The 13502-nt window shown below is 49.3% G+C and carries 11 protein-coding genes; 4 read left to right on the top strand and 7 right to left on the bottom strand.

Features of this window, described 5'->3' with window-relative positions:
* Nucleotides 1–109 precede the first annotated feature (109 nt).
* Entirely contained in the window at nt 110–1429 is a 1320-nt protein-coding gene (locus JL719_RS11440; RefSeq protein ID WP_033156277.1) for an AMP-binding protein, read from the top strand.
* A gap of 31 nt (nt 1430–1460) precedes the next feature.
* Here JL719_RS11440 and truA read toward each other — a convergent pair whose 3' ends face one another.
* From truA to cysM, 4 genes are read right to left on the bottom strand one after another with little or no spacing between them, the layout of a single operon-like run.
* On the bottom strand, nt 1461–2264 hold the full coding sequence (gene truA / locus JL719_RS11435; RefSeq protein ID WP_033156278.1) for a tRNA pseudouridine(38-40) synthase TruA: 804 nt from the start codon (nt 2262–2264) through the stop codon (nt 1461–1463).
* Between the two features lie 12 nt (nt 2265–2276).
* The gene (locus JL719_RS11430) at nt 2277–2798 is read right to left on the bottom strand and encodes a L,D-transpeptidase (protein ID WP_051669876.1); all 522 of its coding nucleotides are present in this window, start codon (nt 2796–2798) and stop codon (nt 2277–2279) included.
* Nucleotides 2795–4117, bottom strand: a complete 1323-nt coding sequence (rlmD, locus tag JL719_RS11425; RefSeq protein WP_033156279.1) for a 23S rRNA (uracil(1939)-C(5))-methyltransferase RlmD — start codon at nt 4115–4117, stop codon at nt 2795–2797. Before rlmD ends, JL719_RS11430 begins: the two co-directional genes overlap by 4 nt.
* Nucleotides 4118–4175: 58 nt before the next feature.
* Nucleotides 4176–5066 (bottom strand): cysteine synthase CysM, encoded by an 891-nt coding sequence (gene cysM, locus JL719_RS11420; protein WP_033156280.1) that lies wholly within the window; start codon nt 5064–5066, stop codon nt 4176–4178.
* A 126-nt stretch (nt 5067–5192) separates the two neighbouring features.
* Between cysM and ppk1 the strand changes: the two genes are divergently transcribed.
* The gene (ppk1, locus tag JL719_RS11415; protein WP_033156281.1) at nt 5193–7262 is read left to right on the top strand and encodes a polyphosphate kinase 1; all 2070 of its coding nucleotides are present in this window, start codon (nt 5193–5195) and stop codon (nt 7260–7262) included.
* Between the two features lie 8 nt (nt 7263–7270).
* Nucleotides 7271–7990, top strand: a complete 720-nt coding sequence (gene dnaQ / locus JL719_RS11410; RefSeq protein ID WP_174843454.1) for a DNA polymerase III subunit epsilon — start codon at nt 7271–7273, stop codon at nt 7988–7990.
* 27 nt (nt 7991–8017) lie between these two features.
* Here dnaQ and JL719_RS11405 read toward each other — a convergent pair whose 3' ends face one another.
* On the bottom strand, nt 8018–11833 hold the full coding sequence (locus tag JL719_RS11405) for a DUF1631 family protein (RefSeq protein WP_033156282.1): 3816 nt from the start codon (nt 11831–11833) through the stop codon (nt 8018–8020).
* Nucleotides 11834–12250: 417 nt separating this feature from the next.
* On the opposite strand from JL719_RS11405, the gene JL719_RS11400 reads away from it, so the two are divergent.
* A complete protein-coding gene (locus JL719_RS11400) occupies nt 12251–12709 on the top strand; it encodes an EVE domain-containing protein (RefSeq protein ID WP_033156283.1) in 459 nt (152 codons plus the stop codon).
* Between the two features lie 2 nt (nt 12710–12711).
* Here the strand turns inward: JL719_RS11400 and JL719_RS11395 are convergent, their stop codons facing one another.
* Together JL719_RS11395 and JL719_RS11390 are read right to left on the bottom strand one after the other, a co-directional pair.
* Nucleotides 12712–13185 (bottom strand): GNAT family N-acetyltransferase, encoded by a 474-nt coding sequence (locus JL719_RS11395; protein WP_033156284.1) that lies wholly within the window; start codon nt 13183–13185, stop codon nt 12712–12714.
* A 78-nt stretch (nt 13186–13263) separates the two neighbouring features.
* The gene (locus JL719_RS11390) at nt 13264–13494 is read right to left on the bottom strand and encodes a hypothetical protein (protein ID WP_129871388.1); all 231 of its coding nucleotides are present in this window, start codon (nt 13492–13494) and stop codon (nt 13264–13266) included.
* Nucleotides 13495–13502 lie beyond the last annotated feature (8 nt).

Here is a 13502-nt window from a genome sequence, read left to right as displayed (position 1 = left end):
GGGGGATTTATTTATGAAATCTCCCCTGCCCCTCTTTTTCAAAGAGGGGAATTAACAACGCCAAAGCATAACTTAACGGCATTGCACCGAATAGAATAAAGCCCATTCCATGCAGGAATCCCACAAAATCCCCGCCCCACCGACACCACTATATTCTAACCACACAGCGCCGTTTGCCCTCTACAACGACCATGTGGTAAGCCGCGGCAATTTATGGGCGGACGTGGCGGCCCTGGCCGCGCAATTGCCGGACCAGCCCTATCAATTTAATTTATGCGAAAACCGCTACCTGTTTTGCCTGTGCCTGTTAGCGGCGGCGGTACGCGGGCAGATTTGCCTGCTGCCACCCGCCGGGCAAATGGCGGTTATTCTGGAAATTCTGCGCGACTATCCAGGCGCGTATATCGCCAGAGAACACGCGCCTCAGCAAAAGGGTTTGGATTGGTTCGAAGTCATCGCGCCAAACGCTGCAAGCGCAGCATCGCCACCCGATTTCGACTGGCAGCGCACCGCCGTGATTGCCTTCACCTCCGGCAGCACCGGCAAACCCAAGCCCTGCCCGCATAGCCTGCATACCTTTAAAACCTCCGCCGAAATGGCGGTCAGCAGCCTGGGATTAGCCAAGCAGCAACTATTGATGCTCTCCACCACCCCGCCGCAACATATGTACGGCCTGGAAACCTCGGTATTTTGGCCGCTGTTTTCCCAACTGGTGCTGCACGACGGCCGGCCGTTTTTCGCCGAAGACATCCGGCAAACGATGAATACCGCGCCTTGGCCCGTTGTGCTGGCGTCAACACCGACCCATTTGCGTTCCTTAATCAAAACCACCGGCGCTTGGGACAATCTGGCCGGCATAATTTCTGCCACCGACACTTTATCCGCAAAGCTGGCCGGTGAAACCGCGGCAATTTTAGGGCAATCCCCCCGCGAAATCTATGGCAGCACCGAAACCCTGTCGTTTGCCAGCCGCGAGACCTTACTTGAGAACCCGTGGCGACCTTACGACGGCTGCCGCTTGCATCAATATGAAAGCGGGCAAAGCTGTCTGCAAGCTGCGCATTTGCCGATAGCAGTGCCTTTGCAAGACACTGTGCAGATCCAAGCCGACGGCTGTTTTACCGTATTGGGCCGGGATCAAGACATGGTGAAAATCGGCGGCAAGCGCGCGTCCCTGACCGAACTGAATCGTCGCTTGCTGGACATAGACGGCGTAGACGACGGTGTTTGTTTCATCCAGGATAATGGCCGACTGGCCGCTGTCGTGGTCAGCAAACTAGACAGCCAAGCCATTCGGCGGGGTCTACAGCCCTATCTGGATGAGGTGTTTCTGCCGCGAAAAATTCATTTTGTTACTAAGATTCCGAGAAACGGGACAGGTAAGCTGGCAAAAACCGAACTGGAAAATCTGTTAGAAAGTTTAAGTTAGACGACTTGCCAGGCGCGATGCGCAGGCCAGATTAATCATGCCGCTTTGCGTCTGCCGGCAGCTTATCGAACAAGGGGTTTTTGGCGATCGCATAATGCTCCGGGTAATACACAGCCGCGAGATGTAAACCATGCGGGGGGGCGGTCATCGCAGCTTGGGAGCGGTCTTTAGTCTCCAAAAGTTCGGCAGTCCAATCCACCGGCCGCCGGCCCATACCGATTTCCATCAATACCCCGGCGATATTTCTGACCATATGATGCAAAAAGGCATTGGCGCAGAGATCGATGATCACCCGCTGATCGTCGCGGTATACATCAATAAAATGCATCAAGCGGTTGGGACTGACCGATTGACAACTCTGCGCGCGAAACGAGGAAAAATCGTGTTCACCCAGTAGCACCTGCGCGGCTTGATGCATGGCTTGCTCGTCCAGCGGCTGGTAACACCAGGTAGCCTGAGTTCTTAGCAAAGCCGACTTCATCGGCCGATTCAAAATCACATACCGATAAGCGCGGGCGATGGCGCTGTAGCGAGCATGAAAGTCGCCCAGCGCCGTTTGTGCCCAGATAATACGGATGTCATCCGGCAAATGGCTGTTGCCGCCCATCAACCAGCCGCGCATATCGCGCTCTGTGTCGCAATCAAAATGCACCACTTGTTCCAGCGCATGCACGCCAGCATCGGTGCGGCCCGCGCAAAGTACGGTAATCGGTTGATTGGCGATTTTACTCAAGGCTTTTTCCAACTGGCCTTGCACGGTCGCTTTACCGTCCTGCCATTGCCAGCCGGCGTAAGCACTGCCGTCGTATTCGACGCCTAAAACGATGCGCGGCATATCGGTTGCTGTTTATTCATGAATCCACACCCGGCAACCCACGGCAATCTGCTCGAATAAGTTGATCAGATCGGCGTTGAGCATGCGAATACAGCCGTGCGACTCCGGTTTACCTTGCATCAATTCGTCTGGTGTGCCGTGGATATAGATATAACGCCATGTGGTGTCCACATCGCCGTAGCGGTTTTTGCCCGGTTCCAAGCCGCCCAGCCACAGGATGCGGCTGAGAATCCAGTCGCGTTGCGGATGCTGCGCAGCCAGCTCTGGCGTGTAGATTTCGCCGGTTGGCCGCCGGCCTGCCAGTACGCTGTTGATCGGCAGGCCGGCACCGATTTTGGCGCGGATCTTATGCCAGCCGGTCGGCGTGCAGTAGCTGCCTTTTTTTTCGCCGGGGCCGTTTTTAGCGGTAGAGACCGGAAATTGGGCCAACACCTCGCTGCCGTGTACTAAGTGCAGGCGCTGCTCGGCAATGGCGATGTCCAAATAAGGCGCTGCAAAGTGATAGTGCTGCGTTGCCGCAGAACCCTGAATCATTTTACAAACAAGGCTATCGATTCGACATGCGCGGTTTGCGGGAACATGTCCATCACCCCGGCCTTAACCAACTTGTAACCCAGCTCGTTCACCAAAATTCCGGCATCGCGGGCCAAGGTGGATGGGTTGCAAGATACGTAAACAATCCGCTCCGGTTGCCAGTGTTTCAAGTTGTGTAACACTTCCGATGCGCCGGCCCGCGATGGGTCCAGCAACACCTTGGTAAATTTTTGCTTGGACCAGGGTTGGTCTTTCAAATCCTTAGTCAGATCGGCGACATGAAATTCAACATTATCCAGGTTATTCAACTTGGCATTTTCCCGAGCGTGCTTGACCAGCGGCAAGTCGCCTTCCACACCGACGACCTGACCCGCCTGGGTCGCCAGTGGTAGGGTGAAATTACCCAAGCCGCAGAATAAATCCAGCACCCTGTCGTCTTTGCTTAATTCCAGCGCTGCCAAGGCCCGCGTCACCATCTTTTGATTGATCTGATAATTGACTTGGGTAAACATCGCCGGGCGGAAATTGAACTTAACGCCTTGTTCGGCTAGGGCGTAACTCGGAATGACTTCCGGCTCGCCGTCCAAAGGCACGATGGTATCCGGACCTTTCGGCTGCAGACAAATGCTGAGCTGATGTTGATGGGCAAACTCGCGCAGCCGTCGTTTATCGGCATCGGTCGGTGGCTCCAGCACTCGAAACGCCAGTACGCATTCCTTATCGCCAATCGCCACTTCGATTTGCGGAATTTTGTCTTTCACCGTCAACCCGGCGATCATCTCACCCAAAGCGATCAGCTTCTCGCCGACGATGGGGTTCATCACTTTACAGCTATCGATTTCCGCTAAAAACGGATTGCGCCGCTCGCGAAAACCCACTAACACCCTATTCTTTTTCGCCACCCATTTCACGCCCATCCGCGCCTTGCTGCGATACCCCCAGTGCGGGCCGGTCAAAGCTTCCCAGATTTGCGGAATCTCGACTTTACCGATGCGGCGGAACTGATCGTGCAGCAAGTCCTCTTTGAAATTGATCTGTTCGGCGTCATCGACATGTTGAAAACTGCAACCGCCGCAACTGCCGAAATGCGGACAAGCCGGTTCGACCCGATGCTCAGATCGGCTTATCAGATTGACCACTTTGCCTTCTGCATAGTCTTTACGACTGTCGGTGTAGACAAATTCCAGCGTTTCGCCGGGCAAGGCTTCGTCGATAAACACGACTTTGCCATTGACGTGGCTGACGCCGCGGCCATCGTGGGACAAAGATTCTATGGTAACGGTGACGGGGTCTAACGGGAGTTTTTTCTTGTGGGCCATTGTGCTCGATTGGGTGGGTTGGGTTAGCGTGGTGTAACCCAATATGCCGCTGCGTTGTTTAGGTTGGAAAAATGCCGGTGGATAAATAGCGGTCGCCCCGGTCGCAGACTATCGCCACGATCAAGGCATTTTCAATTTGTTGGGATAATTGCAAGGCCGCGTAAACCGCACCGCCGGAGGATACGCCGGCAAAAATACCCTCTTGTGCTGCCAAGGCGCGCGTGGTGTTTTCCGCGTTCAGCTGATTGACTTCGATGATGCTATCCACCCGCACCGCGTCGTATATTTTAGGTAAATATTCCTTAGGCCAGCGGCGAATACCCGGGATTTTCGATTCGCCTTCCGGCTGCACGCCGATGATTTGAATCTCGGGATTCTGCTCTTTCAAATACCTTGACGTACCCATGATGGTGCCGGTGGTGCCCATGGAGCTGACGAAATGCGTAATCTTACCCTGTGTGTCGCGCCAGATTTCCGGACCGGTGCCTTCGTAATGCGCCAACGGATTATCGGGATTAGCGAATTGATCCAGAATCCGTCCCTCGCCGCGCGCTTCCATGGCCCGTGCCAGATCAATCGCTGCTTCCATGCTGCCTTTGGCCGGCGTCAGGATAATCTCCGCGCCGTAGGCTTTCATCGACGCAATGCGTTCGGCGCTCATATTGTCCGGCATGATCAAGGTCATCTTATAACCCTTGATCGCCGCCGCCATCGCCAAAGCAATCCCGGTATTGCCGCTAGTGGCTTCGATTAAACGGTCGCCGGGTTTGATCTCGCCACGCGCTTCGGCGTGTTGAATCATGCTTAAGGCAGGCCGGTCTTTAACCGAACCAGCCGGATTGTTACCTTCCAGCTTCACCAAAATAGTATTGCCGCCAGCGACCGGCAGGCGTTGCAAACGCACTAATGGCGTATTTCCGACAAAAGATTCTATGGTTGGAAAGTTCATGACTTTAACGTCCGGTTAAGTTTACGGCGGCGATTATAGCAAGTTCCAGACCTCAAGCGCCGCTGTAACCCAAGGCGAAAAAATTTCATTTATAATCGACTGACCCCAATCAAACCAGCAGCCGACATGGAATCCATCGATTTAAATAGTCCCGAGCTTTACATCAACCGCGAACACAGCTTATTGGAGTTCAACTTTCGGGTGCTCGCGCAAGCCCTGGACGAAACGCTGCCGCTACTGGAACGACTGAATTACTTATGCATTTCTTGTTCCAATCTGGATGAGTTTTACGAAGTACGTGTCGCCAGCTTGATACAAATGGCGGAAATGGACCCCAATCTGGTCAGTTCCGACGGCTTAACCATTAACGAGCAATTCGACAAAATCTCGATCAAAGCCCACGAACTGGTCGCAGAGCAATATCGGGTACTTAACGAAGTACTGATCCCCTGCCTGGAAACCGAAAATATTCGTTTCTTAAGGCGCGACCGCTGGAGCCCGGCACAAAAAGCCTGGCTGGAAAAATATTTCAACGAAGAGCTGTTGCCGATTCTGACCCCGGTCGGGCTGGATTCGGCACATCCGTTTCCGCGCATTCTCAATAAAAGCTTAAATTTCATCATCTCTCTGACCGGCAAAGATGCGTTCGGCCGCAACAGCGGCCGGGCGGTTTTGCAGGCACCGCGCGCCCTACCCCGCATCGTGCAATTACCTGTTACCGAGACCGATAGCGGGCCTTACGATTTTGTGTTTCTGTCCTCCATCATTCATGCGTTCGTCAACGAGTTGTTCAACGGCATGATGGTCAAGGGCTGTTATCAATTCCGGGTCACCCGCAACAGCGATTTTTTCGTCGACGACGACGCGATCGACGACTTAATGCTGGCCGTGGAAGGCGAACTGGCGATGCGCAATTACGGCGATGAAGTACGCCTGGAAATCGACGGTAATTGTCCCGAAGAGACCGTGAATTTCTTGTTGGCGCGCTTTGATTTAAAACCGGACCGCTTATTTTTAGCCAACGGTCCGGTCAATTTAAGCCGGATGCAAACCATCTTGAGCATGGTCGAACGCCCCGACCTGAAATTTACGCCCTTCAAATCCAGCGTGCCGCCAGCGCTAGGGCGCAACAAGGATATTTTTGCCAGTATCCGTAAGCAGGATATTTTGCTACATCATCCGTACGAATCATTCTCGCCGGTGGTGGATTTCATTCGCCAGGCCGCTGCCGATCCGGATGTACTAGCCATCAAACAAACCTTGTACCGCACCGGCGTGGACTCGCCTATCGTCGCGGCCTTGATTAAAGCCGCACGCGCCGGCAAGGAAGTCACGGTCGTCATCGAGCTGCGGGCGCGTTTCGATGAAAAGGACAACATTGGTCTGGCCGCAAAACTGCAAGAAGCCGCGGCTCACGTGGTGTACGGGGTGGTGGGATATAAAACCCACGCTAAAATGTGCATGGTTTTGCGCAAGGAAGGCAGCACTTTGCGCAATTACGTACATCTGGGCACCGGCAACTATCATCCTAAAACTGCTCGGCTTTATACCGACTACGGCTTGTTTACTTGCGAAAAAGAATTGGGTGAAGACGTACGCCGGGTATTCATGCAACTGACCAGTTTAGGCAAGGTCAGCAAACTGAATAAGCTGCTGCAATCTCCGTTTACTTTGCACCACGGCATCCTGAAGATGATTGATAGAGAAATCGAGCATGCCAAAAAAGGCAAGCCGGCCAGAATTATTATCAAGGTCAATGCCGTAGTTGAGGAACAGGCGATTCAAGCCCTGTACCGCGCCTCGCAAGCCGGCGTGGAAATCAAAATGATCGTGCGTGGCGTCTGTTGCTTGCGGCCGGGCGTGCCGGGGGTTTCCGAGAATATCGAAGTACGCTCTATTGTCGGCCGCTTTCTGGAACATACCCGCATCTATGCGTTTTGCAACGGCGGCGATTGGGCGGTTTACGCATCCAGCGCCGACTTGATGAACCGCAACATGTTCCGCCGCGTGGAGGTCTGTTTCCCTATCGCCGACAAGCGAATTGCCGAACGAATTCTTAACGACCTGGATGCGTATCTCAGAGATAACGCCCAAGCCTGGCAATTGCAAAGCGACGGCCAGTACCGGCATTTGCGCGCCGACGATCAAGCCATTTATCAAGTGCAGAGCGAACTGCTCAAAGCGTTTTGCGGATAGGATAAGCCATGAGTCAAAAACCCCGCCAAATCCGGCAAGTGGTGCTGGATACCGAAACCACCGGCATCAACCCCAAGGAAGGCCATAAGATTATCGAAATCGGCTGCGTGGAACTGATTAACCGCCGTTTGACCCGTAATCATTTTCACGTCTATCTGAATCCGGACCGGGAAATTGATGCCGGCGCCATCGAAGTCCATGGCATAACGAATGAGTTTTTAAAGGATAAGCCGCGCTTCGCCAACGTGGTCGAAGACTTTATGCGCTTTACTCAGGGTGCGGAGCTGATCATCCACAACGCACCGTTTGACGTCGGCTTTTTGAATCACGAATTGGCGCTATTAGCCGGGGAAGAACGCCGTATCGAAACCAATAGCACCGTGTTCGATACCCTGGCTTACGCCCGAAAAAAACACCCCGGCGCACGAAACAGTTTGGATGCCTTATGTAAACGCTACGGCATAGACAACAGTCACCGCGAATTGCATGGCGCTTTACTCGACGCGGAAATCCTGGCGGACGTCTATTTATTGATGACCGGAGGCCAGGCTTCCCTGTTGGATGAAGGCGATCACACCGGCAATGGCGGCGAACAGGCTATCGTTAGACTATCGGCCGACAGAGCGCCATTAAAAATCATTGCTTGCAGTAGCGAGGAAGAACTGGCGCACCAACAGCGCTTGGCGAAAATCGCCAAAGTCAGCGGCAATTGTTTGTGGCAACAGTAGTGTGGCCGTCTTTTAAACGCCCCGCTTTCAAAAGCCCCAGAACTCAGTGTCTTCAAATGAAAAAAGCGGTGCGCTCGGCGGTGGTTCGATGACCAACTCGCTGAGCGGCATTGGTTTATGCACGCCATAGCCTTGGGCATAGTCGACGCCTATGGTTTTTAAAACCTCTCTAATCTCATTGCTTTCGACGTATTCAGCGATGGTCGTCAAGCCCAGGGAATGAGCGATTTCATTCATGGATTTAACGATGGCAACATCGGCTTTGTCATTTAATATGTCTTTGACAAAGGCCCCGTCTATTTTCAGATAATCGATATTCAAGTTCTTCAGGTAGGAATACGACGAATAGCCTGACCCGAAATCATCCAAAGAAAATTTGCAATTAAACTGTTTGATGGCCTTGATGAAACTATTTGTTAAATAAAAACTTTCCGCTGCAACCGTTTCCGTGACTTCGAACGTCAGTTTATTTGTGGGCACGCTGGTTGATTCCAATATCCCTTTAAGAAAGCCTAAAAATTCTTCGCTGTTAATAGATTGTCCGGACAAATTGATCGCAAACCCATCAATATGATCGAAATAATGTCTATTATTTTCAATCCACATAAGCACGTTGGTAATCACCCATTGATCAATTTCCGGCATACGCTTACAGCGTTCCACGGCAGGTATGAAATGATCGGGCGGAATAATATTATCGTTTTCGTCTTTAATACCCAGCAAAATTTCGTAATGTTGATGACTGGCACTGGCTTCATCGACAGCGGCAATCATTTGGCAACGTAAAAACAATCTATTCTCGGAAAACACCTTGTCAATATTGCCTATCCATTCGTATATTTTATTTTGACGTTTTAAATTCTCGTCATCATGCGTAAAAAGTAAAACATTATTCGGACCGGAACGCTCTGCCGACATGCTGGCGGTATCGGCATTTTGCAACAACTCGTTAACGTCAAAATTGTTCTGTTCGAACGGCACCAAACCGATACTCACACCGATGGTATAGCTTTTATCTTGCCATTGAAACCGCGATTCACTAATGACTTTTAACAGCTTTTTGGATAATTCATAAGCAGTTTGCGCTCCGCAATCTTTTAGCAGCACTGCGAACGATTTATCACCGATTCGCGCGAATAAGTCGCCATCACGCAACTGCTCGCTGATTAAATGCGTGAGCGTTTTTAAGAATTGTTTGCCGCCAGTGACTCCGCAAACATTAGTAATGACGCGAAAATCCAAAACCTCTATATGACCCAAGATATGGCCGGTACTATCGAGTTTAACGAGCTCGATTTTTAGCTGTTTAACAAACTCGTCTTTGGTGAGTAAATCGGTTTCCGCGTCATGCGTAGCGTTATAAATCAATTTGCTATGCATGTTTTGCAACATTTGGTTAGTCGCGCGATCCATTAAAGGCACATCCAGGCTTTCTATTCTATTCGCTCCGCCATTTTCCAAAAGTAATGCCAATTCGGTTTTATTAAGCTCTAACTTAGTCAGTCCATCGCGATTAACAAAAACGCAAATTGGTAAAATATCGCCTATCCACACCAGTTTCATCGGTTCAAAACCTTCGGAGCCTCTATAGATTATCAGCCATTCGCCCACCTGTAATTGTGAAACTTGCGCTGCCCATTCAGATTCTATAATGTCCTGCATGGATCTAGGCGCGGGAATTCTGACGGTATCCATCGGCTTCCTAACTTTTGGCACACCGCTACCCACCAGTAAAGCAAACAATTCTTCAATAACATTATCGCGTTTGAATAAGTTAGGACAAACCGTGCCTAGATTCTCTTCGATAAATTTGAGTGTGGTATGAATGCTGACCGATTGCATATTCAGAAACGAATCCTGTTCGTAAAGCCAAAATAGTAAATCGTCAATTACTTTCAGATAAGAGGCTTTTTCCTCAGGCTTAGCTTCCTTATTTAATTCGGCAATCACTAACAGGTCTTGCCATCCAGCGCCAAGTAGCGTGGGAATAATCGATGGTACAGAACGGCCGGCTATACGCTTATCAACTTCCTGCTGAATAGTTAGCCTTGCCGCCTCCAATTTTTGTTGGCCTTCGTAAGGCTCTATTATACGTTTGACGTTGGTTTCATTGGATTTTGTCCACTGCTTAGTGACGCTATCCAATTCATGCTCGACTTCAGTGAAAACATTAGGATTGCTAATGGACTCAGCGGAAATCCGAGCTATTGCTTTTTCTACAGTATTTTTTATATTCGTATTTTTGATTACCCGATTACTTTTAATCGCAGGTTCCAGAACAGCTAGTTGATTCAGTATTTTTCGGGCAGGGTGCGACTCGGAATCCAGAAAATCATTACCTTGCATGGGCAATGACAATAGAGGTAAATGAATACTTTCCAAATAATCTTTAATATCTTTAGAAAACTCAAGCTCACCGAACAAGGCATCAAAAAACCTGCCATACAGTTCAAGGCGCTGAACATCGTTTGCGGCCAACGATTTTGCCTCCGGATTATCAGCTTGTAATTTATCGGCAAGGCTTTTTTGCAGTGTTGTGGTATCTAAATGCAGGCCAGATTTAGCGGTAATATCCTTTTGGATTTTCGCAATCGCCGATAAAACTTCCGCTGGGTCAAATACTTGCTGGACATTATTGAGAGGCAGGGTATTTTCCTTGCGCTGGGTATCGGTAGATACGGCCATTGTTTCAGTTAACAGGTTCAGTAATTTGCCTGTAACCTGGCTTAAAGGTTGAATAGCTTTGTGAACGACCAGCGGTTCGGCATCCAAATAGTCATTGAAATAAACTTGCTGTTTATCGCTATTTTTTGTATGAAAAGCGGAGCCGCTCTGCTTACTATGAACGGGCATTTGCAATCGCGCGGATTCAAACTTAGCTAAAGTCGCAGCTGCTTGCTTATAAAAACCCGGCAACTCGATAATTAATATTTTTTCGAAGCAATTATAAATTGCCTTTTTTATATTACTCCCCAGCTCTAGCTGTAAGAATATTTCCCTAAAGCTGTCACATAAAACCCCCGGACCAATCGGATTATTGACCGTATTATCAAATATACCAAACACCCTGCATAATTCTCTAACTAACAGATTAAGCTCGTCGTCAAAATAGTTTTTAAGCTTTCTGATAGTAGCCGACATATTCAACCAGTCTTCAAAGTCGTCTTTTTCGATTAATGAAAGCGAATCATGATATAAAGCATCTGAGTTTTTTTCGTTGTCACTGGAAATATAATCAACCTGATATATAACAGAACAACAAAATTCGCTACTAATAATCTCTCTATTCAGCTTTAGCGTGGTAATTAAGTCGTCAAAAGCCGATGGATTGGAAAAAAACTCAGCATGCGTGTTCGCAGCTTCCATGCAATCGCTCAGCGAGTCAAAAAACCTATCGATTAATAAAGGCAAGCTTTCTATTAGAAATTGTTTAAATGTGTTTTTATAATTTTCTTGATTTAAATTGTCTGGTGAAGTATCTAAATTGTCATTCGTTGAGGAAAGCGATCCAACATTTGCTATTTTTCTTAACGCATTAAACGTGGTGGCGGGCATCTGTTCAGTGACAAGGCCTACTCCCGTCGAACCAATATGCGTTATTTGCGCATCTACTTCAAAAGTTTTTAGCTCGAACTCCAATTGAATAGAAAAGCGAATTTTTATATTTTTATGCAATGCAATCTGCGGATGACTTTTATCAAAAACCAGATAAAATCCACCGCTACAAAAATCCAGAATACGGCATTCCAGTGTATCAGTTTGGTCGATTATCAATAAAGCGTTTAGATCAATCGCATATCTAATATAGCGACGTCTTTTGCTTTTTTTAATACTAACAGACATAAATCAGATGAAATAGGAAAAAACTACCGTAATAATAGACGCCGACCGTGTTGTTTAAACCAAGCCAGTGTAAACTCCGTAAATAGACTAATTGACATTATTTAACGAAGCGGAAATGTATTTATTTAAGCACTATCTATCTAACGACAATACTGGTGCGGATACTATACCACGATAGGCTTGAGTGCGGTCCCGGCTGGTTGTCAAGTGTAGACCAGTTCAGGCGAATATTTAGCGCACAAAAAGCGCGGTTTCAATGGTTACTTGAGTCTCGCCGGGGTCTATAGTTCAACAGCTTCAAGCACTCACGACATAACCCAAGTTTCGGCCAATGTTTTGCGCGATTTTGCTTGCCGATTGCGTCTGAGTTTGGGATAAATAAAAAAAACCTGACAACAACCCCCAAAGTGGACATCTATGAATTACTGGCTGATGAAATCAGAACCCGACACCTTCGGCATTGACGACTTGTTTAATCGACCCGGCCAAACCGAGCATTGGGACGGTGTCCGCAACTACCAAGCCCGAAACATGATGCGTGACGACATGAAAATCGGCGATCAGGTGTTTTTTTACCATTCCAACTGCGACGAACCGGGTATCGTCGGCATCATGCAAGTGGTGCGCGAAGCCTATCCAGACTTTACCGCGTTCGACCCGGACGATAAGCATTTTGACCCGAAAAGTAATCCGGACAAGCCTACCTGGTACATGGTCGATGTAAAGTTTGTCAGAAAGCTATCGCGTAACATCAGTCTGCGCGAACTGAAACTGAAAACCGAACTAACCGATCTGGCCTTGCTGCGCCGCGGCAACCGTCTGTCGATCATGCCGGTGAATGCCGAGCAATGGGCATTTATTCTCGGTTTGGAGTAAGTCTAAACATTCGGATCTTTTAGAGTCACGCTCATAACCGTCACGCAGTGGTCGCGATAATATTCCTCCGCCATTGCAGTACAGCCAAGTTTTGCATAGAAATTGGCCTGATCCGGCGTGAACAGATAGAGCTTGGCAACGCCGGCTGTCTTAGCTTGCAACATGACATGTTTTACCAACTCTGAGCCGATGCCCTGCCGGCGGAATTCGGGGGCCACGTAAACACTGGCTAACCATGGCGTCAGTTCCGGGCGGGTATCCATATCGCTTTCTATGATGGCTGCCGAGCCGGCCAACTGGTCTTCATGTTTGTAAATGTAAGTGCTCGGGATTAATTTGTTGCTTAAATAAGCCTGCATTTTTTGGATGCGGTGTTCCAAGGCTTGGCCCGGATTCAGATCGGCCCATTCGGCGTGGTGCCATTGGGCTAGGGTTGGGATTTGGTGGGGTTCTTGGGAGAGGTTGATGATGGTCATTGTTTGTGTCTACGGAACGAACGTTTTTCAACCAATTTGAATAACAATTACAAGGCGTCGCTATCGCGACGGCTTTATTTAATGTCGGGTCTCGGCCCGACAGCCGAGATACTTTTCTTTGCTTGTCCAAAGAAAAGTATCCAAAAGAAAAGACACCCGGATTTCGCCCTGATCCTGCGCTTCTCGTTTTTTGCAGGGGTTGGCAAAAGGGGCTTCCTGCCCCTTCGCCAACGAGCGGCATCCCTGCCGCTCCCCTCCGGGCTGTTCCTGCAAAAAACTGCGATGCTCGGGTTCGAAATACGGGACCAAAACCCACT

Origin of the sequence: Methylomonas sp. LW13, assembly GCF_016865255.1 — a bacterium.
Classification (GTDB): Bacteria; Pseudomonadota; Gammaproteobacteria; order Methylococcales; family Methylomonadaceae; genus Methylomonas.
Note: the sequence above shows the minus strand (reverse complement) of the source record. Positions and strands in the feature narration are given on the sequence as shown.